Origin of the sequence: Magnetospirillum sp. UT-4 (assembly GCF_902729435.1) — a bacterium.
GTDB lineage: Bacteria > Pseudomonadota > Alphaproteobacteria > Rhodospirillales > Magnetospirillaceae > Magnetospirillum.
In genome coordinates this window covers 22533-46888 of record NZ_CACVCG010000101.1, presented here as the reverse complement: position 1 = coordinate 46888, position 24356 = coordinate 22533, and the positions used below count along the sequence as shown (strand labels likewise).

General features: G+C 68.5%; 25 protein-coding genes. 17 read left to right on the top strand and 8 right to left on the bottom strand.

Annotation, left to right across the window (positions count from 1 at the left end; genetic code table 11):
• Positions 1-48: 48 nt before the first annotated feature.
• The 3 genes from MTBUT4_RS13880 to MTBUT4_RS13870 all read right to left on the bottom strand — a co-directional run bounded on the left by MTBUT4_RS13880 (position 49) and on the right by MTBUT4_RS13870 (position 2086).
• A complete protein-coding gene (locus tag MTBUT4_RS13880) occupies positions 49-1200 on the bottom strand; it encodes an ABC transporter substrate-binding protein (protein WP_173980287.1) in 1152 nt (383 codons plus the stop codon).
• 294 nt (positions 1201-1494) lie between these two features.
• Positions 1495-1704 (bottom strand): hypothetical protein, encoded by a 210-nt coding sequence (locus tag MTBUT4_RS13875; protein ID WP_173980286.1) that lies wholly within the window; start codon positions 1702-1704, stop codon positions 1495-1497.
• Between the two features lie 112 nt (positions 1705-1816).
• The gene (locus MTBUT4_RS13870; RefSeq protein WP_173980285.1) at positions 1817-2086 is read right to left on the bottom strand and encodes a hypothetical protein; all 270 of its coding nucleotides are present in this window, start codon (positions 2084-2086) and stop codon (positions 1817-1819) included.
• A gap of 225 nt (positions 2087-2311) precedes the next feature.
• Between MTBUT4_RS13870 and MTBUT4_RS13865 the strand changes: the two genes are divergently transcribed.
• The 7 genes from MTBUT4_RS13865 to MTBUT4_RS13835 all read left to right on the top strand — a co-directional run bounded on the left by MTBUT4_RS13865 (position 2312) and on the right by MTBUT4_RS13835 (position 6786).
• A complete protein-coding gene (locus MTBUT4_RS13865; RefSeq protein ID WP_173980284.1) occupies positions 2312-3247 on the top strand; it encodes a RimK family alpha-L-glutamate ligase in 936 nt (311 codons plus the stop codon).
• A gap of 92 nt (positions 3248-3339) precedes the next feature.
• On the top strand, positions 3340-3894 hold the full coding sequence (locus MTBUT4_RS13860) for a hypothetical protein (protein WP_173980283.1): 555 nt from the start codon (positions 3340-3342) through the stop codon (positions 3892-3894).
• Complete coding sequence (locus MTBUT4_RS13855) at positions 3891-4436, top strand: hypothetical protein (protein ID WP_173980282.1); 546 nt, start codon at positions 3891-3893, stop codon at positions 4434-4436. Before MTBUT4_RS13860 ends, MTBUT4_RS13855 begins: the two co-directional genes overlap by 4 nt.
• A gap of 22 nt (positions 4437-4458) precedes the next feature.
• On the top strand, positions 4459-4926 hold the full coding sequence (locus tag MTBUT4_RS13850) for a hypothetical protein (protein WP_173980281.1): 468 nt from the start codon (positions 4459-4461) through the stop codon (positions 4924-4926).
• Between the two features lie 21 nt (positions 4927-4947).
• A complete protein-coding gene (locus MTBUT4_RS13845) occupies positions 4948-5493 on the top strand; it encodes a hypothetical protein (RefSeq protein WP_173980280.1) in 546 nt (181 codons plus the stop codon).
• Complete coding sequence (locus MTBUT4_RS13840; protein WP_173980279.1) at positions 5490-5912, top strand: hypothetical protein; 423 nt, start codon at positions 5490-5492, stop codon at positions 5910-5912. The genes MTBUT4_RS13845 and MTBUT4_RS13840 overlap by 4 nt, the downstream gene beginning before the upstream one ends.
• 7 nt (positions 5913-5919) lie before the next feature.
• On the top strand, positions 5920-6786 hold the full coding sequence (locus tag MTBUT4_RS13835; protein ID WP_173980278.1) for a M48 family metallopeptidase: 867 nt from the start codon (positions 5920-5922) through the stop codon (positions 6784-6786).
• A gap of 5 nt (positions 6787-6791) precedes the next feature.
• Here the strand turns inward: MTBUT4_RS13835 and MTBUT4_RS13830 are convergent, their stop codons facing one another.
• Together MTBUT4_RS13830 and MTBUT4_RS13825 are read right to left on the bottom strand one after the other, a co-directional pair.
• The gene (locus MTBUT4_RS13830) at positions 6792-7499 is read right to left on the bottom strand and encodes a Crp/Fnr family transcriptional regulator (RefSeq protein WP_173980277.1); all 708 of its coding nucleotides are present in this window, start codon (positions 7497-7499) and stop codon (positions 6792-6794) included.
• Positions 7500-7507: 8 nt separating this feature from the next.
• Entirely contained in the window at positions 7508-7975 is a 468-nt protein-coding gene (locus MTBUT4_RS13825) for a YaiI/YqxD family protein (RefSeq protein WP_173980276.1), read from the bottom strand.
• Between the two features lie 122 nt (positions 7976-8097).
• Between MTBUT4_RS13825 and ccoG the strand changes: the two genes are divergently transcribed.
• The 4 genes from ccoG to MTBUT4_RS13805 all read left to right on the top strand — a co-directional run bounded on the left by ccoG (position 8098) and on the right by MTBUT4_RS13805 (position 12004).
• Positions 8098-9561, top strand: coding sequence for a cytochrome c oxidase accessory protein CcoG (ccoG, locus tag MTBUT4_RS13820; protein WP_173980275.1), 1464 nt, complete (start codon positions 8098-8100; stop codon positions 9559-9561).
• A gap of 84 nt (positions 9562-9645) precedes the next feature.
• Positions 9646-10269 (top strand): hypothetical protein, encoded by a 624-nt coding sequence (locus MTBUT4_RS13815; protein ID WP_173980274.1) that lies wholly within the window; start codon positions 9646-9648, stop codon positions 10267-10269.
• Positions 10270-10340: 71 nt separating this feature from the next.
• Complete coding sequence (gene tpx, locus MTBUT4_RS13810) at positions 10341-10844, top strand: thiol peroxidase (RefSeq protein ID WP_173980273.1); 504 nt, start codon at positions 10341-10343, stop codon at positions 10842-10844.
• A 2-nt stretch (positions 10845-10846) separates the two neighbouring features.
• Positions 10847-12004, top strand: a complete 1158-nt coding sequence (locus tag MTBUT4_RS13805) for a DUF3095 family protein (protein WP_173980272.1) — start codon at positions 10847-10849, stop codon at positions 12002-12004.
• Here MTBUT4_RS13805 and MTBUT4_RS13800 read toward each other — a convergent pair.
• Positions 11967-13796: an ATP-binding protein gene (locus MTBUT4_RS13800; protein WP_173980271.1), complete on the bottom strand. Its 1830-nt coding sequence runs from the start codon at positions 13794-13796 to the stop codon at positions 11967-11969. The genes MTBUT4_RS13805 and MTBUT4_RS13800 overlap by 38 nt on opposite strands.
• 152 nt (positions 13797-13948) lie before the next feature.
• On the opposite strand from MTBUT4_RS13800, the gene MTBUT4_RS13795 reads away from it, so the two are divergent.
• The gene (locus MTBUT4_RS13795; RefSeq protein WP_173980270.1) at positions 13949-14086 is read left to right on the top strand and encodes a hypothetical protein; all 138 of its coding nucleotides are present in this window, start codon (positions 13949-13951) and stop codon (positions 14084-14086) included.
• Here the strand turns inward: MTBUT4_RS13795 and MTBUT4_RS13790 are convergent.
• Positions 14080-15573, bottom strand: coding sequence for an ATP-binding protein (locus MTBUT4_RS13790; protein WP_173980269.1), 1494 nt, complete (start codon positions 15571-15573; stop codon positions 14080-14082). The two genes, MTBUT4_RS13795 and MTBUT4_RS13790, sit on opposite strands and share 7 nt — an antisense overlap.
• 110 nt (positions 15574-15683) lie before the next feature.
• Positions 15684-17690, bottom strand: a complete 2007-nt coding sequence (parE, locus tag MTBUT4_RS13785) for a DNA topoisomerase IV subunit B (protein WP_173980268.1) — start codon at positions 17688-17690, stop codon at positions 15684-15686.
• Positions 17691-17868: 178 nt separating this feature from the next.
• On the opposite strand from parE, the gene MTBUT4_RS13780 reads away from it, so the two are divergent.
• From MTBUT4_RS13780 to MTBUT4_RS13760, 5 genes are all read left to right on the top strand, one after another.
• Positions 17869-19128, top strand: coding sequence for an ATP/GTP-binding protein (locus MTBUT4_RS13780; protein ID WP_173980267.1), 1260 nt, complete (start codon positions 17869-17871; stop codon positions 19126-19128).
• Between the two features lie 2 nt (positions 19129-19130).
• A complete protein-coding gene (locus MTBUT4_RS13775; protein ID WP_173980266.1) occupies positions 19131-19772 on the top strand; it encodes an RloB family protein in 642 nt (213 codons plus the stop codon).
• Complete coding sequence (locus MTBUT4_RS13770) at positions 19769-20164, top strand: acyl-CoA thioesterase (protein WP_173980265.1); 396 nt, start codon at positions 19769-19771, stop codon at positions 20162-20164. The genes MTBUT4_RS13775 and MTBUT4_RS13770 overlap by 4 nt, the downstream gene beginning before the upstream one ends.
• A gap of 100 nt (positions 20165-20264) precedes the next feature.
• Entirely contained in the window at positions 20265-22538 is a 2274-nt protein-coding gene (locus MTBUT4_RS13765) for a trehalose-6-phosphate synthase (RefSeq protein ID WP_173980264.1), read from the top strand.
• Positions 22535-24325 (top strand): glycoside hydrolase family 15 protein, encoded by a 1791-nt coding sequence (locus MTBUT4_RS13760; protein WP_173980263.1) that lies wholly within the window; start codon positions 22535-22537, stop codon positions 24323-24325. The genes MTBUT4_RS13765 and MTBUT4_RS13760 overlap by 4 nt, the downstream gene beginning before the upstream one ends.
• Positions 24326-24356: the final 31 nt, after the last annotated feature.

The following is a 24356-nucleotide window of genomic DNA, read 5'->3' as shown; positions in this document are numbered from 1 at the left end:
CCCCCACCCCAACCCTCCCCCGCAAGGGGGGGAGGGAGAATTCACGGATTACTCCACCGGCACGAACTCGCCCTTCACCACCTCGACCAGGTGGAAGGATTTGAGGCCCAGGCCCATGTGGTCGGTGGGCGACATGGTGACGGCGCCGGCGGTGCCGATGAAGCCGCTGGTGCGTTCGATCTCGTCGCGCACCCGGACCTTGTCGGTGGAGCCGGCGCGCTTGACCGCTTCCAGGTAGAGGTGCAGGGCGTCGTGGGCGTGTCCGGCCAGCATGCTGACGTCCTGACCGGTGCGGGCCTCGAAGGCGGCCTTGAAGGCCTGCACCACCGGGGCCTGCGGGTCGTCCTTGTGCAGGCGGTCGGCGATGACCAGGGCGCTGGCCGGCAGGCGGGTGCCGTCGGCGGCGGCGCCGACCAGGCGCAGGAACTCCTTCGAGGCGATGCCGTGGGACTGGTAGACCGGGAGCTGCAGACCGAGCTGGCGGATGTTGCGGGTGACCACCGCCGGCCCCATGCCGGTGCCGAACACGAACAGCGCCTGCGCCCCCTTGGCGGCGCGGATGCGGGTGAGCTGGGGGGTGACGTCGGGGTCCTTGGGGCCGTAGCTCTCGTCGGCGACGATCTCGATGCCGTAGGCCGGGGCCAGGGCCAGGCTCTGGTCGCGGCCCGACTTGCCGAAGCCGACATTCTCGGACAGCAGGGCCAGCCGGGTGAGGCCGCGCCGCTTGAGGTCGAGGAAGACCTTCTCGGCCGCCATGCGGTCGGTGGGCGGCACCTTGAAGCTCCACTTGCGCACCGGCTCGACGATGCCGACGCCGCCGCCCATGGAGATGTATGGCATGGACGCCTTCTCCATCAGGCCCAGCACCGCCAGGCTGGTGGGGGTGCCCGAGCCGCCCAGCACCACATCGACGCGGTCGTTCTCGATCAGCCGCTTGACGCTGGTCACCGCCTTTTCCGGGTCGGAGCCGTCGTCGTAGCTGACCAGGTCCAGCCGGCGCCCGAGCACGCCGCCGGCGGCATTGATGGCCTCGATCTCCATCTCGAGGGCCTTCTTCTCGGGATCGCCCATCAGCGACATCACGCCGGTGACCGACAGGAAGGCGCCGATGCGGATCGGCTCGGCGGCACCGGCCGACAGCGGCATCAGCACCACGGCCACGAGGGCGGACAGAAGGCGGCGGAACCCGGCAGGACACATGCTCTTGGCCTCGGCAAGGACGGACGGAGGCGCATTGTAGCCTCCGTCCGGCAGCTTTCGAAGCCGAACTTTGCCGCCGGCCGCGCCCCCCGTCAGACGATGAAGGCGCTGACGAACATCATCGGCACGCCGATGATGGACACGCCGAGCACGGCGGCGCAGCAGTCGAGGGCGAGGGACTTCAGGATCTGGATGGTGTTCATTCCGGCGTCCTTTCCGCTGTATGGATGACGCCTAAGGAATAGCGCAGGACGCCGCGGCGGCGGCGTGACAAGGATTGGCCGCAGAGTGGCGTCAATGTGTCAGCAGCGAGCGGACCCGGCCCAGCATCGACAGGGCGGCGCAGGCGCAGTCGGCGTGCCCGCCGCAGCCGCCGCGCTCGGCGCATTTCAGCATGGCGGACACGATGGCGTGACCGCACGCCCATTCGCCGCGGGTCAGGTGGTGGCGGACCTGTTCGATACGGGGAGTCAGGCACTGTGAGGTGACGGGGTGCGTACTCATCCGGGTCTGCCGTCGGGGTAAGGGTTGCGCCATCGCTGCCGCCTCCGCCGCTGTCGGCCCGTCGCCGGGCCTGACCCCATATTGGCACCCCTCGCGGCTTGTATGCCTGCGATTACTTAAAATTATTTGTGACGGGATTGCGCCCGGTTGTGACGGATTGTGACGGATCGGCCTCTCCGACGATCCGCACCAGCCCCGCCACCCCGACCATGATGGCCAGCGCCAGCCCCGGCAGGACAAGGGAAATATCGTTGAAAATCAGCCACATGAGCGTCAACGTGTAGGCCAGCACGGCGCCCAGGACGACCGCCTCGCGGGTCAGCAGCAGGGCCGCGACCAGCGCTACGCCGGCCAGGAGCAGCAAGATCACTTCGATGGTCATCGCCCGATCTCCGCTTTGCCGATGGCCTCCACGTAATAACCGTAAAGTCCATCTGCCTAATTATCCTCCCGCAGGGGACCTGGACGCAAGGCGGCGTACGGATAGGCGCCGGCGCCCTTTCTACCCCAAGGTATGCGAAGCTGTGCGCAACAGATGCCGCTGGCACCATCGCCCCCGGTTGTGCTTCATTACTTCGTCATATACGGCCGTGGGAAAGGGCTTGGGATGGTTCTCGAGGATATCGGCGGCGTCGCGTGCGGGAGCGCCCCGGCGCCGGAGCCGGTCCTGCCCAGTGTCGCCGGGACCGTCTTCTTCCTCGGCGACCCGATGGAGACGCTGGACCAGAAATGGGATTCCAGCCTGCATCTGATGCGCGCCCATGGCGAGCGTGGCGACGCCACCCGCTGGGCCACCATCGAGGACGTGATGATCCGCGGCCGCACCCTGGTTCTGGCCGGCGAGGCGGTGGGGCCGCACGATCTGGTCTGGCTGCGCCTCGATCCCTCCACCGACATCCGCTACTACGAAACCCTGCGGGCGCTGTGCCATGTGGACGCGCGCATCGTCAACCCGCCGGCGGCGGTGCTGACGGTGCACGACAAGCGCTCGGCCCTGGACCTGTGCCCGCGCCCGACCTGGAGCCTGTTCTCGGCCGGCCAGCTGGACGGCGCGGTGGCCGCCATGCGCGCCATGGGCGTCGGCACCGTGGTGCTGAAGCCGCCCTCGCTGTTCGCCAGCAAGGGCGTGCGCTTCCTGCCGGCGGAGGATTCCAGGGCGCTGCGCGCCGGCTTCGACGATCTGGTCGGGCTGTTCGGCTACGTCATCGCCGAACCCTATCTCGGCCCCGGCGACGGCCGCCCCCCGCTGGACACAAGGGTGCTGATGACCGACCGCCGGGTGATCGGCGTCATCGAGCGGCTGATCCCGCCCGGCGGCGGCCTGCACGACGTCACCGCGGCGCGCCCCTTCTCGCCCGCCCAGGCCCGCCTGGTCGAGGCCGCCAAGGGCTACATGCGCCGCCACGGCATCGTGCTGGCCGGGCTGGACTTCCTGGGCGACACCCTGACCGAGATCAACGTCTCGTGCCCGGGCGCCATCCCCGAGGTCAACCTGTTCTGCCACATCCGGGCGGAAGCGGAGATCGTCGCGGAGATACGGTAGCGTTACATCTCCTGAGAGGCCGTCCCGCCACCTTGCCCGCCCGCAACGGATGTGTTTGTATGCTTGCCGCCGCAATGGGGGAAAGCCGCGACATGCCACCGTTCCGAAAGCTTGCCCTGGTCGCCTGCACCACCGCCGCGCTGGCGGGATGCGTCGATGCCAATTCGATCGCCAAGCAGCTGGGGCAGCCGCCCAAGGCCGCCGTCGACATCCGCTCCATGCAGACCCGCCGGTTCGACTCCCTCGACGAGCGGGCGATGCTCACCGCCGCCACCGAGGTGCTGCAGGACCTCGGCTTCACCATCAGCGAATCCTCGGCCCCGGTGGGCGTGCTGACCGGCGCCAAGCAGCGCGACGCCGAGGAGGCGGGCCAGGTGGCGCTCCAGGTCGGATTGATGATCCTGGCGGCGCTGGCGGGCTCGTCGCACAATCCGATGTGGGACAAGGAACAGAGCATCCAGGTCACCCTGGTGGTGACGCCGGTGACCAACTCGAAGCAGCTGGAGGCGCGGGTGTCGTTCGACCGCAAGATCTGGAACAACACCGGCGCCCTGTGGCGCGCCGAACTGCTGCTGGAGCCGGAGATGTACCAGCAGTTCTTCGACAAGCTGTCGCAATCGGTGTTCCTGGAGGCCAACAAGATATGACCGCCCGCCGTCTCCAGCGCTTCGCCGCCGCCCTTCTGCTGGCCCTTTCGGTGGCCGCGTGCCAGGGCCACAACCCCAACCAGATCACGCTGAGCCAGAAGAGCGCGGTGGAACTGCGCGCGATGCAGAGCCGGGCGTTCGAGATGAACGACGAGAAGAGCGCCATGCGCACCGTGGTGGCGACGCTGCAGGACCTGGGCTACATCATCGACAAGGTCGAGCCGGCGGCCGGCACGGTGTCGGCCACCAAGCTGGCCTTCCTGCGCCTGTCGGCGACGGTCAACCGCCGCAGCCCGACCCGCACCGTGGTGCGGGCCAACGCCCTGGTCAAGCAGCCCGGCATGAACACGCAGGTGGACGACCCCGAGTTCTATCAGAAATACTTCTTCGAGCCGCTGTCGAAGGCGATGTTCCTCGAAGCCCTGCGCGTGGAGGATACCGACGACGTGCCGGCCGCCGCCATGCCGGTGGAGTCCGAAGCCCCGAAGAAGCCCGAACCCCCAGCTTCGAAGAAGCCCGAACCCGCGTCCGCCAAGCCCTGACCCCCATCCCGAAGGAACGACCATGCGCAAGCCCTTCCGTCCCCTCGCCGTCGCCCTGTTCGCCCTCGCCCTCGCCGGCTGCCAGTCGGCGGCCCAGCACATGGGCGACGTCCGCGCCGCCCAGGACAGCGGCGACAAGCTGACGGTGGGCAAGGTCCAGCGCGAGATCCGGGTCGGCATGACCAGCGCCGAGGTGGTCGAGGTGCTGGGCTCGCCCAACATGGTGACCACCGACGAGAAGCGGCGCGAGAACTGGGTCTACGACAAGATCTCCACCGAGACCGCCTATTCCACCAGCTCGGGCGGGGTCAACGCCCTGGTGCTGGGCGGCGCCCTGATCGGCAGCGGACTTGCCGGCGGCGGCGGCGGCGCCAACGTTTCCCGCGGTGCCGGCGCCCAGAGCACCAGCCAGCGCACGCTCACCATCATCATCAAGTACGACGAGGCCAGCCGGGTCCGCGATTTCTCGTACCGCTCCAGCAGCTTCTGACCCCAAAGGAGGGGGCGCCCCATGAAGCGGATCGCGGTGAGTCTGGCGGTCGCCGCCGCCTTGGCCGCCTGCCAGCAGCCTGATCTCAGAAATCAGCAGAAGGCGGCGCTGACCCTGTCGGCGGAAAGCCTGGCGCAACGCCAGATGCAGTCGCGCCGCTACGATACCAGGGACGAGACCATGATCCTGGCCGCCGCCGCCGGCGTGCTGCAGGATCTCGGCTTCAACATCGACGAATCCTCGCCGGCGACCGGATTGATCGTCGCCTCCAAGGACCGCGACGCCATCGAAGCCGGTCAGGCCACCGGCGCCGTCCTGCTGACCATGCTGATCGCCGCCTCGGGCGGCAAGGGCTCGGTCGCCTTCGACACCCAGCAGAAGATCCGCATCTCGGTGGTGACCAAGCAGGTTCCCGATGGCATCCTGGTGCGCACCACCTTCCAGCGGGTGGTGTGGAACAGCGCGGGACAGGTCAGCCGCACCGAATCCCTGGGCGACGCCGCCATGTACCAGCAATTCTACGACAAGCTGTCGCAATCGGTGTTCCTGGAGGGCCACGCCATATGAACCGCTCCGCCCTCCTCGCCGCCCTGTGCTGCCTGCTTCCCCTGGCCGCCTGCCAGACCGATTCGCGCCAGCAGGTGCTGGCCACCGACAAGAGCCAGGTGGCGCTCCGGGCGGTGCAGACCCGGGCTTTCGACACCACCGACCGCAACCTCACCATCCGCACGGTGATCGCCACCCTGCAGGATCTCGGCTTCGTGGTCGATAAGGCGGACGAGGTGCTGGGCACGGTCAGCGGCACCAAGATGTCGGGCTACACCATGCGCATGACGGTGACCGTTCGCGCCCGAGGCACGACTCAGATGGCGGTGCGGGCCAGCGCGCAGTACAACATCACCGCCGTATCCGACGCCGAACCCTACCAGCAGTTCTTCGCTGCGCTGGAGAAGGCGATGTTCCTTACCGCCAACGAGGTCGACTGAACCCGCCATGCACCGCCGTTCCCTGCTTGCCGGCCTGTCCGCCGCCGGCGCCATCGCCGCCCTGCCCGCCTCGGCCCAGTTCAGCCTGGACAGCCTGGTCAAGGGGGCGGTCGGCGTCGCCGGCACCTATCTGGCCGGCGAGGGCGACGAGATCAAGCTGGGCCAGACCTACTACCCGGATTACCTGAAGCAGTCGGGCGGCGCCGTCGCCGACCGCAACGCCCAGGAGGCCCTGCGCGCTTTCGCCGCGCCGCTGCTGGCGGCGGCCGAGCGCAAGTCGCTGCCGTGGGAGATCACCCTGGTCGACAGCCCGCAGGTCAACGCCTGGGCGCTGCCCGGCGGCAAGCTGGCGATCAATTCGGCGCTGGTGCGCCACGCCGCCAGCCCGGACGAGCTGGCCTCGGTGATCGCCCACGAGATCGGCCATGCCGATCGCGGCCACGGCCTGTCGCAGATTCGCAACCAGGCTCTGCTGACCACCATCGGCGGGCTGGGCAAGGAGGCGCTGGCGGCCTGGCTGGGCGGCGGCGGCGCGCTGGCCGGGGCGGCGCTGTCGGCGCTGGAGGGGCCGCTCTACACCCTGGTCCTGACCGGCTATTCGCGCGCCAACGAGTTCGAGGCGGACGCCCACATTCTGTCCCTGTTCGAGCGCACCGGCTACGATCCGGCCAAGGCCGACGATTTCTTCCGCACCCTGATGCGGCTGCACCCCGAAGGCTCGGCCACCACCTCGCTGTTCTCGACCCATCCGGGGACCAGCGAACGCATCGGCCGCATCGAGGAAGCGGCAGCCCGCCTGGCCCGCCCGTCCAGGGGTGCCCAGCCGCCCGGCTGGGCGGCGCTGAAGCAGGCCTTCCCCAATCCGGCGGGCTGAGGAGCCTATTCCCCCGCCGCGATGTCCTCGAGGCGGTCGCGATCGACGGTGAAGCTGTTGCCCGCCACCTCGGTGACCACGCCCATGCGCTTGAAATCGGCGACGGTGCGGCTGGCGGTCTCGGTGGTCACCGACAGGATGGCGCCCACGTCCTCGCGTCCCAGCAGGCGGCAGCGGCCGTCCCCGGACACCTGCAGCAGGTGCAGGAACAGCCGCGCCACCCTTTGGCGGGCGGTGCCGGTGTTGAGGTCGGTCAGCCATTCGTCGGCCAGGCGCAGGCTGTCGCTCCACTTGTTCATGAGCTGGCGGTGCAGCCTGGGCGTCTCGCGGTTGAGGCGTTCCACCACCTCGCGCGGCAGGCGGCAGACCAGCGCCTCCTGCAGCACCACGGCGGTATGCTCGTAGGGATGTCCGGCCAGCACCTCGAGGCCGGCCACCGAACCGGGCCGCAGCAGCCGCACGATGCGCTGGTTGCCGTCGGCCAGGTACTGCACCAGCTTGACCAGGCCCGAGCGGATGGTGAAGGCGGCGGTGCCGGCATCGCCTTCCTGGTACAGGGTGCCGCCGGTCTCGACCCGCAATTCCTCGATGGGCAGGTGGATGAGGTCGAAATCGGCCTCCTGAAGATCGGCGAACAGGACCAGATGGCGGATGCCGCAATCGCGGCATTCGGCCCGCCCCAACCATGCCGCCTCGATCTGTCCCTTGCGCATGATTTACCTTAGAGCCTTGACGCCGATGGTGACAAGCGCTTGGCCGCCTGGACCAGCCGCTCCAGCCCGTCGAGGAAGCGCGAGCGGTCCTCGCGGCGATATCCCGAGGGGCCGCCGGTGATCTCGCCGGTCTCGCGCAGGCCCTTCATCAGGTCGCGCATGGCCACCTGCATGCCGATATTGGCCTCGTCGAAGGGCCGGCCGCGCGGATCGATGGGCAGCGCCCCCTTGGCCAGGCAGCGCGCCGCCAGGGGGATGTCGGCGGTGACCACCACGTCGCCGGCTCCGGCGCGCTCGGCGATGACGTCGTCGGCGGCGTCCGCCCCCTGCCCCACCACCATCTGCTCGACCAGGTAATGGTCTATGCGGTGCCAGGTGTTGGACACGATCAGCACCGGCACCTGGTGCCGGGCCGCCACCTTCAGCGCCTCGTCCTTGACCGGGCAGGCGTCGCCGTCGATGAGGATGCGAATCATCAATCCTTGATGGCGCATTGCAGGCCGCCATGCAAGGGATACCGCGCTTCAGTGACAAATATCACTGATTCCGCGTGACACGTGGGCTACAAATTCGGCGGGACAGGAGGACCAGCCGCGCCATGACCGTCATCGACCCCGACCATATCCCCGAATTCCCCCATACCCAGGGCGAAGTTCCGTTCTACCGCGAGAAGGGCCAGGCCCATCCGCGCGCCGTGAAGGGACTGTTCCGCGACCTCAAATGGTGGGCGATGGCGCTCACCCTGGCATGGTGGCACCTGGCGCCGTTCCTGCGCTGGGATCGCGGCCCGGGCGCCCCGGACCAGGCCATCCTGGTGGACATGGCGGGACGGCGGGCCTATTTCTTCGACATCGAGATCTGGCCGCAGGAGGTCTACTACCTCACCGGCATCCTGGCCTTCGCCGCCATCACCCTGTTCCTGATGAGCGCCCTGGCCGGCCGCGTGTGGTGCGGCTTCCTGTGCTGGCAGACGGTCTACACCGACCTGTTCCAGAACGTCGAGCGCTGGGTCCTGGGCGACCGCACCAGCCGCCTCCGCCACGGCCGCGAGGCCATGAGCGCCGGCAAGGCGATCAAGCAGGGCGTGGTCTACGCCACCTGGTTCGTCATCTCGGCGGCCTGCGGCATCGGCTTCGTGCTGTGGTTCGGCGACGCCTTCGAGATGCTGCGCGACATCTTCACCGGCCAGGCCGGCGGCGCCACCTATCTCATCATCCTGGTGATCGGCGGCTTCTGCTTCCTGCTGGCCGGCTTCGCCCGCGAGCGGGTGTGCGTCTACATGTGCCCCTATTCCCGCTTCCAGGCGGCCATGTTCGACGAGCATTCGCTGATCGTCTCGTACGAAGGCTGGCGCGGCGAGCCGCGTGCCCCGGCACCGAAAAGCGGCGACTTCTCGGGGCGCGGCCATTGCGTCGATTGCAAGATGTGCATCGCCTCGTGCCCGACCGGCATCGACATCCGCTTCGGCAACCAGCTGGCCTGCATCGGCTGCGGCCTGTGCATCGACGCCTGCGACAAGGTGATGGAGCGCTTCGGCCTGCCCAAGGGCCTGATCAGCTACGATTCGGCCGCCAATCTGGAGGCCCGCACCAAGGGCGCCGCCGAGCCCGGCTTCCGCCTGCTGCGCGCCCGCACCCTGGTCTACGGCGCCGTCCTGGCGATCATCGGCGCGGTGATGCTGACCGCGCTGCTGAACCGCGCCACCACCGAGGTGAACGTGCTGCACGAGCGCGCGCCGCTGTTCGTCCAGCTCTCGGACGGCACCGTGCGCAACGGCTACACCTACAAGATCCTCAACATGGTGCGCGAGGACCGCAGCTACACCCTGACCCTCGAGGGCCTGCCGGGCGCCACCCTGGAGATGGTGGGCGGCCCCGCCGGGGTGACCGCCATCGACCTTCCGGTCGAGGGCGACCAGGTCGGCACCTTCCGCCTGTTCGTCAATTCGCCCGAATCGGCGCTCAAGAGCCGCAGCACCGACGTCACCTTCGTGCTGACCGAGAAGGGCGGCCACGGCAACCTGCTGCGCAACCACAGCCTGTTCGCCGGCCCGGGCAATTAAGGGGTATCGCATGCGCCGCTAACCCGGCGCTAACCCCGCCCTGGCGACCATGCCTCCCTCGGATCCCCGTGGGAGGCATCGGCTGTGCAGGTGGAGGTGACCGGCTTCGCCGTCCCGGAAGAAGCCGAAGTACGGGATTTTCTCGCTCGCTTCGCCGATGGCGGCTTCCGCCTCGATGATCTCGAGCGGGTGGCCAAGGCGGTGCTGCCCGGCTATTGCGGCCTGGTCACCCCGCGCGCCGTGGCCGGCCGCCGCCGGCTGGTGACGGTGCTGGAGCTGGAGGGCCTGCAGCCCTTCACCCTGGCCCACGAGCTGGCCCATGTCAGCGACATCGCGGTGCGCCAGGGCGAGACCCGCATGCACATCGCCGCCAGGCGCTCCAAGGCCTGGCACCTGGCCCACCGCATGACCAGCGAATACTACGCCAACCGCGTCGCCTGCCGCTTCTGCGCCGACGACGAGGCGGTGTTCCCCGCCTTCCAGAACGACCGCATCGGCCTGATCGCGGCGGCCCGCCAAAGCGACTGGGCGCATCTGCTGATCAACTACGCGCTGTTGCTCGGCATCTTCCACGGATTGGGGCGCGAGGACGTCGAGCCGTTGGACTTCCTGCCCGCCGGCACCTCGCTGCCGCCGCGAATCCTGTCCGCCATCCACGCCTTCCGCGCCGACGCCCCTGCCTTCTGGGCCGATTACGGCGGCCGCTGAAGCGGTTGCCGCAGGCGCGAAAAAGGCGGAAACTGGCCATCCGTCAAACCCCGGAAAAGAAGGAACGGACGATGGCCACCATCACCCTCAAGGGCAACCCCATCAACACCAACGGCAGCCTGCCGGCGATCGGCGCCAAGGCGCCCGACTTCAAGCTGACCGGCACCGACCTCGGCGACCGCGCCCTGGCCGATTTCGCCGGCAAGACCGTGGTGCTGTCCATCTTCCCCAGCGTCGATACCCCCACCTGCGCCGCCTCGGTGCGCCGCTTCAACGCCGAGCTGGACAAGCTGCCGGGAGTGGCGGTGCTGTGCGCCTCGGCCGACCTGCCCTTCGCCCTGGGGCGCTTCTGCGGTGCCGAGGGCCTGGCCGCCGTCACCCCGGTCAGCGACATGCGCGACAAGGGCTTCGGCGAGCGCTACGGCATCAAGATCGTCGATGGCCCGCTGGCCGGCCTGCTGGCCCGCGCCGTGGTGGTGATCGGCGCCGACGGCACGGTGCGCCACACCGAGCTGGTCAACGAGATCGCCGACGAGCCCGATTACGCCGCCGCCATCAAGGCGGCCAAGGGCTGATCATGCACCTGCCCGCCATCCGGGACTTCGCGGCCGAGGCGCACGACCCCGGCCGCTATGCCCGGCTGGCGGGAGAATGGTGGATCGCCGCCGCCGACGTGGTCGCCAGCACCCGCCTGGCCGAGGCGGGGCGCGACCGCGACGTCAATTTCGTCGCCGGCGCGGTGGTGGCGGCGCTGTCCGCCGCCGCCGCGCTGCCCGATCAGCCCGCCGCCTGCCAGTTCGGCGGTGACGGCGCCATCGCCGCGGTGCCGCCGCAACGCCTCGACCAGGTCAGGCAGGCCATGTCTGCCCTCGCCCACTGGTCGGACACCGAGATGCAGGTGCCGCTGCGGGTCGGGCTGGTGCCGGTGGCGGCGCTGGAAGCCGAGGGCCACCAGGTGCTGGTGGCGCTGCACGATTTCGGCAATTGCAACGTTTTCGGCCAGTTCCTGGGCAGCGGTGCGGGCGTGGCGGAAAGCTGGATCAAGGCGGGCGGGCGCTGGCACGTCGCCCCGGCGCCCGGCCCCATTCCCGGGCTGGAGGGGCTGTCCTGCCGCTGGCGGCCGGTGCCGGCCCGGCGCGGCGCGATCATGTGCCTCATCGTCGATCCCTTGCGCCCGGGCGCCGAGGGCATGGCGGTGCTGGCCCGGCTGCAGGGCGAGTTGAACCGCATCGTCGCCTTCGGCACGGCGGCGCCGCTGGGCGACGGCGGCGATCTCGCGCCGGTGGTGGTGCCCTCGGCCGGCGCCCTGGCGGCCGAGGCCCGCACCGCGTCCGGCGGGCATCGCGCCCTGAAGGTGCTGCGGGCGCTGGCGGGTTCGGCCATCCTGGGCCTGGTCCACCGCCTCGGCGGCAAGGTGGCGGGCGTCGATACCGACGCCTACCGGCGGGGCGTGGCGCAGCGTTCGGATTATTGCAAGCAGGCCGGCGGGCCGCGCTTCGTGCTCGACGTCACCGACGCCGAGGCCGCGGCCATCGTCACCCTGCTGGACGCGGCCGAACGGGCGGGCGACATCCGCTACGGCCTGTCCAGGGCCACGGCCACCACGCTGACCTGCATGGTGGGCGACTTCGCCGCCGACCGCCACGTCCACTTCGTCGATGGCGACGGGCTGGGCTTCTGGCGCGCCTCGGTGATGCTCAAGGCGAAGCGGAGCGATCCGCCGCCGGCAGGGTGAAGCGGAACACCGATCCGGCGCCCGACGGCGCGGTGTCCATCCAGATGCTGCCGCCGTGCATCTCGACCACCTTCTTGACCACCGCCAGGCCGATGCCGGTGCCGTCGATGCCGGGCTTCTGGCCGGCCCGCTGGAAGAAGTCGAAGATGCGCGCCCGGTATTCCATGGGCACGCCGATGCCGTTGTCCTCGACCGCGATGCACCAGCGCTCGCCGTCCCGTTCCGCCCACACCCGGACCAGCGGCGCACGCTCGGGCGAGCGATACTTGACGGCGTTGGCGATGAGGTTGTCGAACACCCGGGTGAGATCGCCCGCGCGCCCCATCACCGTGGGCATCGGCCCGACCTCCAGCGTGGCCCCGGCTTCCTCGATGGCCAGCGCCAGGTCGAGGCGGACCGAGGCGAGCACGTCGTCGAGGGCGACCGGCTCGGGCGGCGCCGGATCGCGGCCGACCCGCGAATAGGCCAGCAGGTCGCGGATCATCGCCGCCATGCGCCGCCCGCCCTCGACGGCGAAGCCGAGGAATTCCTTGCCCTCGTCGTCCAGGGTCCCGGCCAGCTTCTCCTCGAGCAGGCCGAGATACGACACCACCGCCCGGTTGGGGGCCTGCAGATCGTGGGAGATGACCGAGGCGAAGCGATCCAGCTCGCCATTGGATTTCTCGAGCCGGGCGGTCTGCTCCTCCAGCTCGGCCGTGCGTATTGCCAGCTCGCTGGCCATGCGGCGGGCCACCAGCCGCATGCCGCCCCACAACAGGAGCTCGACCAGCAGGAACCCGAACACGCCGAGGCCGAGATTGACCCATTGCGAGCGGCGGAAGGCGTTCACCGCCTCGGTGTCGTCGGTCCACAGCACCACCGACCCCACCGGCGGCGTGCCGGGGTGGGCTTCGGCGGTGTAGTCGAACAGCGGGAACCGGGTCACGGCATAGACCCGCTCGCCCAGAGAGACCGCGTCGGTGGCCGCCTTGCCCCGGATGGAGCCGAAGACCGGGTCGCGCAGGATGGCGTAGATGTCGTCGCGCGAGGTCGCCTCGACGAAGCAGTCGCAGGCGCCGGGCTCGCCCGGGAAGTACTTGTCGACGTATTCCTGCCACATGTTGCTGTCCACGTGCTCGTGGCGCAGCAACACGGCGATGCCGGCGCCGAGCTGGCGGTCCAGCGCCGAGACGATGGGCTGGAACGAGCTTCCCACCTCGACCGCGCCGAAATGGCCGCCGCCGTCCTCGGGCAGCGCCACCACCGGCACCACGCCGCGCAGGCCGGTATAGATGCGTCCGGTCTCCAGCCCGGTGCGGGCCTTCCCGTCATTGTTGGTGTCGACGATGATGTGGCGGACATCGTCCATGCGGTCGCCGAACTTTCCGGCGGCGTGGACGCGCAGGAAGCTGAGCGACCCGGGGGCGAGGTGGAAGTGCAGCTGGCGCACCCCGAACTCGGCCTGCATCTGCTCCCAGCGTTCGCGCACCAGTTCGAGCAGGGCCTGTCGGGCCACCGCCGCGCCCTCGCCGCCCGGCCCGCCTCCCTCGGCCTCCACCGCCCGCTTGCCTTCGTGGAAGGTGCGCTGTACCCGCGGATCGGTGCTGACGAAACGGGCCAGTTGCAGCATGTTGGCGTAGGTCATGGTCATCGCCACGGCGAAGCCGGAGCGCAGCTTCTCGCCCTCCTGCTGCATGGCGCGAGCCAGCGCGTCGCGGCCGGCCACGTAATTGGTCGCCAGGAAGGCGAGGTCGCTCAGCAGAACCACCAGGGTCAGCCCGATGAACAACCGGAAAAAAGTGGGAGAGCGCATGCGGGCTGCCATATAGAACCAATGACCTAATACTTTAGCATGTTACGGGTTGATGTCGATCCCCGTTCAACCGCCCATGCCGGGCCGGCCGATTGACACCCCGGCGGGGGCGTGACAGGGTGCGCGGGACCAGTCTCGACGGGAGAAACGCCATGTCCGCCATGCTTCAGGGGGTCCTGCTGTTCATCGGCGCCAGCGTCGTCATCTACGGCTGCATCATGGCGCTGGGGTCGGGCAAGACCGGTGACGAGGGCGCGCATGGCGGCCACGGCGGCCACGGCCATCACTGATCGTTTTCCCTGCGGCGCGGCAGGGTGAACAGGAAGGTGCTGCCCTGCCCCGGATCGGAGCGCACCCAGATGCGCCCGCCGTGGTGATGGACGATCTTGCGGCACAAGGCCAACCCGATGCCGGTGCCGTCATAGCGGTCGCGGGCGTGCAGGCGCTGGAAGATCATGAAGATGCGTTCACCGTATTGAGCCTCGATGCCGATGCCGTTGTCGGCCACGGCGAACAGCCAGTCGTCGCCCTCGGCCTCGACGGTGACGGCGATCTCGGGCGTGCGCTGGTCGTGACGGTACTTCAGGGCGTTGGCGATCAGGTTCTGGAACAGCCGCACCAGTTCGTTGCGTGAGCCCCACACCTCGGGCAGCCGCTCGGGAAGGGTGATGGTGGCGGCGCATTCACGCACGCTGACCGCCAGATTCTCCAGCGCTTCGGCCACCACCTCGTGCAGCCGCACCACCGCCGCCGGATCGCCCATGCGTCCGACCCGGGACAGCTGCAGCAGGTCCAGGATCATGCCGTCCATGCGCTGGGCGCCGTCACGGGCGAAGGCGATGAACTCGCGGGCGTCGGCGTCCAGCTTGTCGCCGTAGCGGCGGTCCAGCAGGTCCACATAGGCACTGACCATGCGCAGCGGCTCGCGCAGGTCGTGGCTGGCGACGTAGGCGTACTGCTCGAGCTCGCGGTTCGAGGAATCCAGGTCGCCCACCAGGCGGGTCAGGCGGTCGCGCGTCGCCACCCACTCGGTGATGTCGCGCCCCACCGCCTGGAATTCGGCGATGCCGCCGGCGGGATCGTGGACGGCGCAGCCTTCCCAGGCGAACCAGCGCACGCCGCCCGGCACGGCGACGCGGTTCTCCACATGGGCGCGGTACTCGGGTGGTTGCGCGGCGCCGGCGAAGGCGGCGGCGGTAGCCTCGGAATCCTCGGGCAGGATGTAGTCCATCCACGGCACGCCGACCAGGTCCGCCGCCGGCACCCCCAGGGTCCGTCCGACCACCTCGTTGACGAAGGTGGCCCGACCCTCCAGGTCGTAGCGCACCACCATGTCGGTCTGGGATTCGACCACGCCGCGATAGCGCGCCTCGCTGGCGTGCAGGGCGTCGGCGGCGCGGCGCTCCTCGGTGACGTCGCGGCCCAGCAGCAGCAGGAACGGCTCGCCGCCCGAGACGAAGCGCGAGAAGGTGATCTCGGCGCAGACCGGCTTGCCGAAAATGGAGGGGCCGTCCACCGGCACCACCTGCCGCCCGCCGCCCGCCAGCGCGCGCTCGGCCGCCACCAGCATGCCGAGCCGGGCCCAGGATTCCAGCTCGCGGAAGTTCTGCCGGTGCAGCGCGGGCAACTCGCCGCCGACCAGATCGGCCAGGGCCTGGTTGGCGAGCACGCAGGCGCCGTCGGACCGGTACACCCCCAGCGGCGACGGCATCACCGCGACGACGGCGGCGCTGATGGCGGTACAGTCGATTGCAGCGCCCCGCGGCTGCTGATCCATTGCCTGTCCCCCGGACGGCCCACCCCCAATACCGGAGATAGAATAACCGGTTCGGGCGCGCGATACCAGTCGCCCGGAACGTGCAAATAACAGACAGATATGGAGGCGCGCTACACGTCCAGGTCGCGGACGAACCGGGCGTGTTTCTGGATATAGTGGAAGCGCAGTTCCGCCTTGCGCCCCATCAGGGTCTCGACCAGGTTGGCGGCGTCGCGGGCCTCCTCGTGGTCCTCCTCGGTGCGGCCCGAGGGCAGGGTGACCCGGATCAGCGTGCGCCGGGCCGGGTCCATGGTGGTTTCCTTGAGCTGGGCCGGCGGCATTTCGCCCAGGCCCTTGAAGCGGCTGATCTCGACGTTCTTCTTGCCGGCGAACAGGGTGCTCATCAGCTCGGCCTTGTGGGCGTCGTCGCGGGCGTAGATCACCGTCTGGCCGTGGGCCAGGCGGTAGAGCGGCGGCATCGCCAGGAACAGGTGGCCGTCGCGGATGAGGTCGGGCATCTCCTGATAGAAGAAGGTCATCAGCAGGCTGGCGATGTGGGCGCCGTCCACGTCGGCGTCGGTCATGATGATGATGCGCTCGTAGCGCAGCTTCTCGCGCTCGTAGCCGTCGCGCACGCCGCAGCCCAGCGCCTCCATCAGATCCTTCAGTTCCTGGTTCTGGCGCATCTTATCGACGCTGGCCGAGGCGACGTTGAGGATCTTGCCGCGAAGCGGCAGGATGGCCTGGGTCTCGCGGTTGCGCCCCGACTTGGCCGAGCCGCCGGCCGAATCGCCCTCCACCAGGAACAGCTCGGTGCCGACATTGACCTGGCGGGTGCAGTCGGCCAGCTTGCCGGGCAGGCGCAGCCGCTTGGTCGGGCTCTTGCGGCTGGTCTCCTTGGCCAGTTTCTTGCGCTGGCGTTCCTCGGCGCGCTCGATCAGGCGGGCCAGCAGCGCCTTGCCCGATTCGGGATCGGCCGACAGCCAGTGGTCGAAATGGTCCTTGATGGCGTTGTCCACCAGCCGGGTGGCCTCGACGCTGACCAGCTTGTCCTTGGTCTGACCCTGGAACTGCGGATCGCGCAGGAACAGGCTGACCAGCACGCAGGCGCCGCCCATGACGTCCTCGGCGCTGACCTGCCCGGCCTTCTTGTTGCCCAGCAATTCGCCATAGGCGCGGAAGGAGCGGGTCAGGGCGGTGCGCAGCCCGGCCTCGTGGGTGCCGCCGTCGGGGGTGGGAACGGTGTTGCAGTAGGTGTTGACGAAGCCGTCCCCATCCCCGCCTTCGGCTTCGTCGTCGGGCCACGCCACCGCCCATTCCACCTGGCCCATGTCGTCGGCCAGCGGCGCGGTGCCGGCGAAGAAGCCGCGGGTGACCAGCGGGCGGCCCTTCAGCACCGCCGACAGGAAGTCGGACAGGCCGTTGGGGAAATGCAGGGTATCCTCGGCCGGGACCTCGTCGCCCTCGTCGATCAGCAGCGGATCGCACTTCCAGCGGATCTGCACGCCGCGGAACAGATAGGCCTTGGAGCGGGCCATGCGGTAGAGGGTGCGGGCCTTCAGCCGCGCCCGCTCGCCGAAGATCTCGGGATCGGGATGGAAGGTGACGGCGGTGCCGCGGCGGTTCTGCACCGCGCCGACCTCGACCAGCGGCCCCAGCGGCGTGCCGCGGGAGAAGTCCTGGCGGTAGAGCTTGCGCTCGCGCGCCACCTCGACGGTCAGGCGGTCGGACAGGGCGTTGACCACCGACACGCCGACGCCGTGCAGGCCGCCCGACACCTTGTAGGCGTCGCCGCCGAACTTGCCGCCGGAATGCAGCGTGGTGAGGATGACCTCCAGCGCGCTCTTGTCGGGGAACTTCGGGTGAGGATCGACCGGAATGCCGCGGCCGTTGTCGCGCACGGTGGCGTTGCCGGCGGCGTCCAGCTCCAGCTCGATCCAGCTGGCATGGCCGGCCACCGCCTCGTCCATGGAATTGTCCAGCACCTCGGCGACCAGATGGTGCAGGGCGCGGTCATCGACGCCGCCGATATACATGCCCGGCCGCCGGCGCACCGGCTCCAGCCCTTCCAGGACCTCGATGTCCTTGGCGGAATAGTCGGTGCCCTTGGGGGCGAGCTGCTGGAACAGATCGGACATGGCCGGCATTATAGGAGGCCCAAGCCCGGGCGCAAGCGGATGATGTGGCGGGCGGGGGCGTGACCACAAGATATAGTGCCGGCCGGAAGATGCTGCGTTTTATCCACGGTTTTGGCTGGAAAACCGCCGAATCGCGTCATAAATTGCATGGCATTCGCATCCGGGAGGGCGCACGCCCATGCTGATCCGCTTCGGCGTCTCCAACCACCTGTCCATCCGTGACACCCAGGAACTGTCGCTGGTGGCGTCGTCGTTGAAGGATGCCGAGGACGGGTTGATCCAGGCGCCCCGGGCCACCCTTCTGCCGGCGGCGGTGGTCTACGGCGCTAATGCATCGGGGAAGAGCAATATTCTCAAGGCAATGCAGTATTTCCAGGCGTTAGTATGCGGGTCATATTCTTCAAGCAAACCAGGCGGCGGAATTCCAAGAACCCCTTTCCGTCTTTGCGGAAGCCATAGTGAAGTCCCAACCTCATTTGACGTAGATTTCTTCGCAAACTCGGTGAGGTATCATTACGGAGTTCAGGCGACGAATTCGCAGGTTGTGTCGGAGTGGCTGTACGCATTTCCGTCCGGAATGCGAAGAATGCTGTTTGAACGGCAGCATAACAAATACCAGTTTGGCCGACATCTAAAAGGGAAAAACCGATTTATCTCTGAAATTACCAGAGATAATACATTGTTCTTGTCCGCCGCAGCACAAAATGACCACGCGGAACTTTTAGATGTATGGTCCGCAATCTCTAGATGGTCTTTTCACACAAAGACATTTATTAGCCAGCACGATGTTCACTACATTAGCTGGACGGGAGGCCTCGACACTAGGGTTATTGACGCCCTATCAAAATTGGGGACGGGCATTTCTGGTGCAACAGAAAAGCTTGAGCCATTTGAGTTAAACAGGTATTTAAATTCAAGTGACTATAGTTTCGATATAAAATGGAAACACGGGTCTGAGGTTTCGTTTCCATCCGAGATAACGAAAATTTACCTAGTACACAAAGGTCTAGATGGAACTCCGTTTTCGTTTGAGCCAGAGGTGGAGAGCGACGGAACAAGGCGATTGTTAGTTATTTTACAGGCTGCATTTAATGCCCTCGACACCGGCGGCCTTCTGATCGTCGACGAACTCAGCTCCAGCCTGCACACCAAGGCGGCCGAGGCGATTCTGGCGTTGTTCTGCGACCGCGCCACCAATCCCAAGGGGGCGCAGATCATCGCCACCACCCACGACACCAACCTGCTGCGCTCGGAGTGGCTGCGGCGCGACCAGGTGTGGTTCACCGAGAAGGACGAGGGCGGCGCCACCCATCTGTATCCGCTGTCGGATTTCCGTACCCGCCCGGGCGACAATTTCGAGAAGGGCTACCTGCAGGGCCGCTACGGCGCCATCCCGTTCGCCGGCGACGTCCGCTCGCTGTTGCAGCGGAACGGCTGACCATGGCGCGCCGGCTGCCCGAGCCCAAACGTCGGCTGCCGAGCCGCGACCCCAAGGTGCGCTTCATCCTCTATTGCGAGGGCAAGAATACCGAACCCGCCTACTTCGCCGCAGTGAAGCGGCTGCACGCCGGGGCACTGGTCGAGGTGATCACCGAACCGGCCGCCGGCGTTCCGCTCACCATCGCGCAAAAAGCCGCCGACCACGCCAAGGCACTCCAACGCAGCAAAAAGGATTCGTTTGAGAAAGGCGACCGCATTTGGGCGGTATTCGATGTGGATGCCCATCCGAACTTCGCCCAGGCCGTTGCGCTCTGCCAAGCGGCCAATGTAAAAGTCGCCCGCTCCAACCCCTGCTTCGAGGTGTGGCTCATCCTGCATCACCAGGACTTCCACAAGCCCGATCATCGCCACGACGTGCAGCGCCATTTCGCCACCCTGGCGCCGGGTTACGATCCGGAGCGCGGCAAGCTGCCCGACTGCAAGGCGATGATGAAGGACATCGACGACGCCGAGCGGCGGGCGGAAAAGCAGTTGCAGGCCCGCGCCGACCAAGGCGATCCCTTCGGCCCGCCCTCCACCACCGTCCAGGAGCTGACCCGGGCCATCCGGGAAGCCGCCGATTCCAGCAGGCGCAAGCCATGACCATCGAGAAATCGGGCTCCCCCACCGGCCGCCTGTCCATCCGCACCGTCGCCATGCCGGCCGACACCAATCCGCATGGGGCGATTTTCGGGGGCTGGCTGATGGCTCAGATGGACCTGGCGGGGGGGACGCACGCCTTTCACCGGGCCAGGGGGCCGGTGGTGACGGTGGCGGTGGACGCCATGACCTTCCACGAGCCGGTCTTCGTCGGCGACGAATTGTCGTGCTACACCGATGTCGCCAAGGTCGGCCGCACCTCGCTGACGGTGCGGGTCGAGGCCTGGGTGCGGCGGCGCTGGGGCGACGAGACCCAGATCAAGGTCACCACCGGCACCTATACCTTCGTCGCCGTCGACGAGGCCCAGAACAAGCGCCAAGTGCCACCGGAATAAAGCGGCCATCCGCCTTCGCCTTGCTTCGGCCACATTCATCCTTTTCGATTAGTGACATTCGATTCGTTCATTGAGTCGAGCCACCGAGGAGGACGATCCGATGCGGATGGCATTTCGCTTCATTCTGCCGCTGCTGCTGGTGCTGGGCGGCACCGCCTGGGTGGCGGCGCCGCTGGTCGGCGACCTCATCGAGCGGTGGTTCCGCGCCGACGTGGAAATGCGCTCGCAGCTGGTGTTCCACTCGGTCCAGGACACCGTCGCCGGTTTGGCCGCCGACACCGCCGACCGCAAGGCCGGGCGCCGCATCGCCGAGCTGTTCCAGCGCATCGCCCTGGACGAGCGGGTGCTGGCCATCGGCCTGTGCGGGGCGGACGGCCAGCTGCGCCAGCGCTCGCCGGCCTGGCCCAAGGCCATGGCCTGCCCGCCCTTCCCCACCGCGGGGCAATCCTTCACCGTCGAGCGCCTGGACGGCGGCCCGGTGCTGTCGGCCACCTTCCCGGTGGCGGCCGACCGCCCCCAGCTGGGCAGCCTGGTCATCCTGCACGACCTGCGCTTCATCGAGCGCCGCAGCTCCAGCGCCGAGATCTACCTGGCGGCGGCGCTGGCGGTGCTGGCCCTGGCGGCGGCGGTTGTCACCGTGCTGGTCGCCCGCTTCACCCTGCGCGGCTGGGTCAAGGCGGTCCGTCGGGGTCTGGCGTCGCAGCCCGGGGACGGCGCCGTCTCGCCCGAGGTGGCGCCGCTGGTGCGCGAGATGCGCAAGATGATCCGCGAGCTCGAGGCGCCCAGGGCGCTGACCGAGGCGATCCGCATCGACTGGAGCCCGGACAGCCTGAAAAGCCTGCTGCGCGACGAATTGCCGGGGGCCGAGGTGCTGGTGGTGTCCAACCGCGAGCCCTACATCCACAACCACGACGGCGACACCGTCACCGTGCAGCGGCCGGCCAGCGGCCTGGTGACGGCGCTGGAGCCGGTGATGCGGGCCTGCGGCGGCACCTGGATCGCCCATGGCAGCGGCTCGGCCGACCAGCTGACGGTGGATGCCAACGACCGCCTGATGGTGCCGCCCGACCGCCCGGCCTACACCCTGCGCCGGGTGTGGCTGAGCGAGGAGGACCAGGACGGCTATTACTACGGCTTCGCCAATGAGGGGATGTGGCCGCTGTGCCACATCGCCTTCATCCGCCCCACCTTCCGCGCCTCGGACTGGGACCGCTACGTCGCCGTCAACCGCACCTTCGCCGAGGCGGTGGTGGCCGAGGCGCGCACCCCCGATCCGGTGATCCTGGTGCAGGACTACCACTTCGCCCTGCTGCCGCGCATGATCCGCGAGCGCCTGCCCGAGGCCACCGTCATCACCTTCTGGCACATCCCCTGGCCCAATCCCGAGGTGTTCAGCATCTGCCCGTGGAAGGAGGAAATCCTGGACGGCCTGCTCGGCAGTTCGATCCTGGGGTTCCACACCCAGTTCCACTGCCTCAACTTCCTGGAATCGGTGGACCGCTTCCTGGAATGCCACATCGACCGCGAGCATTCGGTGGTGCGGGCCAGCGCCGGCACCACCCTGGTCCGCCCTTATCCCATCTCCATCGAATGGCCGCCGGCGGCGCTGGCCGGCCAGCCGCCGGTGGAGGAGTGCCGGGCCCGGGTGCGCGAACGCTTCGGCCTCGCCCCCGACCTGCACCTGGCGGTGGGGGTGGAGCGCTTCGACTACACCAAGGGCATCGCCGACCGCTTCCGCGCCGTCGCCAGCCTGCTGGAAAGCCATCCCGAATGGATCGGCCGCATGGCGCTGCTGCAGGTCGCCGCGCCCACCCGCGGCCGCCTGGCCGCCTATCGCGACACCCAGGCCGAGGCCCAGGCGGTGGCCGACGAGGTCAACGCCCGCTTCGGCCGCGACGGCTGGGCGCCGATCATCCTGGTGCCGCGCCACCACGAGCCCGACGAGGTCTTCACCCTGTTCCGCGCCGCCGATCTCTGCCTGGTCTCCAGCCTGCACGACGGCATGAACCTGGTGGCCAAGGAATTCGTCGCCGCCCGCGACGATGGCGACGGCGTGCTGGTGCTGTCCACCTTCGCCGGCGCCTCGCGCGAGCTGCTGGAAGCCCTGATCGTCAACCCCTACGACATCCGCGGCATGGGCGAGGCCATCCAGGCCGGGCTGTCCATGCCCGCCGAGCAGCGGCGCGAGCGCATGAAGCTGATGCGCGAGATGGTGGGTGAGCACAACATCCACTACTGGGCCGGGCGCATGCTGCTGGACGCCGCCCGCATGCGCAAGCGCCGCCAGATCGAGCGCGAGATCGTCGCGGTGGCGGCGGCGCCGGCGCGGCCGGCGGAGGATCGGACCACCAAGGGGAAGCGGGGCAAGACATGAGCACACTCAATCTCGGCGCCATCGGCAATTGCAACATCGCCGCCCTGGTGGATTGCAGCGGCACCATCGTCTGGGGCTGCTTTCCCCGCATGGACGGCGACGCGGTGTTCCAGTCCCTGCTGGACGACAGCGCCGGCCGGACCAAGGGCGACGGCGCCTTCTCGCTGGAACTGGTCGATCAGCTCCATTGCGATCAGGCCTATCTGCCCAATTCGGCGATCCTGCGCACCATGCTGTACGACCACCACGGCGGCGTCGTCGAGATCACCGATTTCGCCCCGCGCTTCGCCCTGTACGAGCGCATCTACCGCCCGCCCATGATCGTGCGCCGCATCCGCCCGGTGCAGGGCCGCCCCAGGCTGCTGGTGCGCCTGCGTCCGCGCTTCGAATACGGCCGGCTGGTGCCCGAGCTCACCCGCGGCAGCAACCACCTGCGCTATGTCTCGCCGGCCCAGACCCTGCGCCTGACCACCAACGCGCCGATCTCGTACATCATCGAGGAGCGGCCCTTCGTGCTGGAGCGGCCGGTGGACATGCTGCTGGGCAGCGACGAAAGCCTGCAGGCCGGCATCGAATCCACCGCCCGCGACCTGTTCGAGCGCACCCTCGACCATTGGCGCAGCTGGGTGCGGTCGCTGTCGATCCCGTTCGAATGGCAGGAGGAGGTGATCCGCGCCGCCATCACCCTGAAGCTGTGCAATTTCGAGGAGACCGGCGCCATCGTCGCGGCGCTGACCACCTCGGTGCCCGAGGCGCCCGAGACCGAGCGCAACTGGGACTACCGCTTCTGCTGGCTGCGCGACGCCTATTTCGTCATCCACGCGCTGAACCGCCTGGGCGTCTCGCGCACCATGGAGGACTACCTGCGCTTCATCAACGACATCGTCGAGGACGCCACCGAGGGCGAGCTGCGGCCGGTCTACGGCATCACCCGCGACACCTCAATCGACGAATGCGTGCTGCCCCACCTGGCCGGCTATCGCGGCTTCGGCCCGGTGCGCGTCGGCAATCAGGCGCACCTGCAGGTCCAGAACGACGTCTACGGCAGCGTGGTGCTGGCCTCGACCCACGCCTTCTTCGACCGCCGCCTGACCCATCCCGGCGACACCACCCTGTTCGAGCAGCTCGAGCGCCTGGGCAACCGCGCCGTCGCCGTGTTCGACCGCCCCGATGCCGGCCCGTGGGAGCTGCGCACCTTCGCCTCGGTGCACACCTTCTCGGCGGTGATGTGCTGGGCCGCCTGCGACCGCCTGGCCAAGATCGCCCGCAGGCTCGGCCTCACCGACCGGGGCGCCTACTGGCGGCGCGAGGCCGACCGCATCCACGCCATCATCTCGGAGCGGGCGTGGAATGCCGAACTGGGCTCGTTCGTCTCGACCTTCGGCGGCGCCGAGATGGACGCCACCCTGCTGCTGCTGCACGAGGTCGACTTCCTGGCCGCCGACGATCCGCGGTTCGCCGCCACCGTGGACGCGGTGGCGCGCACCCTCAAGGTGGGCGACTTCCTGTTCCGCTACGTCGCCGAGGACGATTTCGGCACCCCCCGCACCGCTTTCGTCATCTGCGTGTTCTGGTACATCGACGCGCTGGCGGCGCTGGGCCGGCGCGACGAGGCCCGCGTGCTGTTCGAGACCGTGCTGGCCAAGCGCAACACGCTGGGGCTGCTGTCCGAGGACATCGACCACCGCAGCGGCGAATTGTGGGGCAACTTCCCCCAGACCTATTCCATGGTCGGCCTGATCAACTGCGCCATGCGCCTGTCGCGCCACTGGGAAGAGGCGTTCTAGAGCCGGATGCTATCAGGTTGAATCGCGAGGC

Coding starts and splice junctions, on each gene's coding strand:
- MTBUT4_RS13880 (WP_173980287.1), bottom strand. CDS start 1,200: ATGTGTCCTGCCGGGTTCCGCCGCCTTCTGTCCGCCCTCGTGGCCGTG.
- MTBUT4_RS13875 (WP_173980286.1), bottom strand. CDS start 1,704: ATGAGTACGCACCCCGTCACCTCACAGTGCCTGACTCCCCGTATCGAA.
- MTBUT4_RS13870 (WP_173980285.1), bottom strand. CDS start 2,086: ATGACCATCGAAGTGATCTTGCTGCTCCTGGCCGGCGTAGCGCTGGTC.
- MTBUT4_RS13865 (WP_173980284.1), top strand. CDS start 2,312: ATGGTTCTCGAGGATATCGGCGGCGTCGCGTGCGGGAGCGCCCCGGCG.
- MTBUT4_RS13860 (WP_173980283.1), top strand. CDS start 3,340: ATGCCACCGTTCCGAAAGCTTGCCCTGGTCGCCTGCACCACCGCCGCG.
- MTBUT4_RS13855 (WP_173980282.1), top strand. CDS start 3,891: ATGACCGCCCGCCGTCTCCAGCGCTTCGCCGCCGCCCTTCTGCTGGCC.
- MTBUT4_RS13850 (WP_173980281.1), top strand. CDS start 4,459: ATGCGCAAGCCCTTCCGTCCCCTCGCCGTCGCCCTGTTCGCCCTCGCC.
- MTBUT4_RS13845 (WP_173980280.1), top strand. CDS start 4,948: ATGAAGCGGATCGCGGTGAGTCTGGCGGTCGCCGCCGCCTTGGCCGCC.
- MTBUT4_RS13840 (WP_173980279.1), top strand. CDS start 5,490: ATGAACCGCTCCGCCCTCCTCGCCGCCCTGTGCTGCCTGCTTCCCCTG.
- MTBUT4_RS13835 (WP_173980278.1), top strand. CDS start 5,920: ATGCACCGCCGTTCCCTGCTTGCCGGCCTGTCCGCCGCCGGCGCCATC.
- MTBUT4_RS13830 (WP_173980277.1), bottom strand. CDS start 7,499: ATGCGCAAGGGACAGATCGAGGCGGCATGGTTGGGGCGGGCCGAATGC.
- MTBUT4_RS13825 (WP_173980276.1), bottom strand. CDS start 7,975: ATGATTCGCATCCTCATCGACGGCGACGCCTGCCCGGTCAAGGACGAG.
- ccoG (WP_173980275.1), top strand. CDS start 8,098: ATGACCGTCATCGACCCCGACCATATCCCCGAATTCCCCCATACCCAG.
- tpx (WP_173980273.1), top strand. CDS start 10,341: ATGGCCACCATCACCCTCAAGGGCAACCCCATCAACACCAACGGCAGC.
- MTBUT4_RS13805 (WP_173980272.1), top strand. CDS start 10,847: ATGCACCTGCCCGCCATCCGGGACTTCGCGGCCGAGGCGCACGACCCC.
- MTBUT4_RS13800 (WP_173980271.1), bottom strand. CDS start 13,796: ATGCGCTCTCCCACTTTTTTCCGGTTGTTCATCGGGCTGACCCTGGTG.
- MTBUT4_RS13795 (WP_173980270.1), top strand. CDS start 13,949: ATGTCCGCCATGCTTCAGGGGGTCCTGCTGTTCATCGGCGCCAGCGTC.
- MTBUT4_RS13790 (WP_173980269.1), bottom strand. CDS start 15,573: ATGGATCAGCAGCCGCGGGGCGCTGCAATCGACTGTACCGCCATCAGC.
- parE (WP_173980268.1), bottom strand. CDS start 17,690: ATGTCCGATCTGTTCCAGCAGCTCGCCCCCAAGGGCACCGACTATTCC.
- MTBUT4_RS13780 (WP_173980267.1), top strand. CDS start 17,869: ATGCTGATCCGCTTCGGCGTCTCCAACCACCTGTCCATCCGTGACACC.
- MTBUT4_RS13775 (WP_173980266.1), top strand. CDS start 19,131: ATGGCGCGCCGGCTGCCCGAGCCCAAACGTCGGCTGCCGAGCCGCGAC.
- MTBUT4_RS13770 (WP_173980265.1), top strand. CDS start 19,769: ATGACCATCGAGAAATCGGGCTCCCCCACCGGCCGCCTGTCCATCCGC.
- MTBUT4_RS13765 (WP_173980264.1), top strand. CDS start 20,265: ATGCGGATGGCATTTCGCTTCATTCTGCCGCTGCTGCTGGTGCTGGGC.
- MTBUT4_RS13760 (WP_173980263.1), top strand. CDS start 22,535: ATGAGCACACTCAATCTCGGCGCCATCGGCAATTGCAACATCGCCGCC.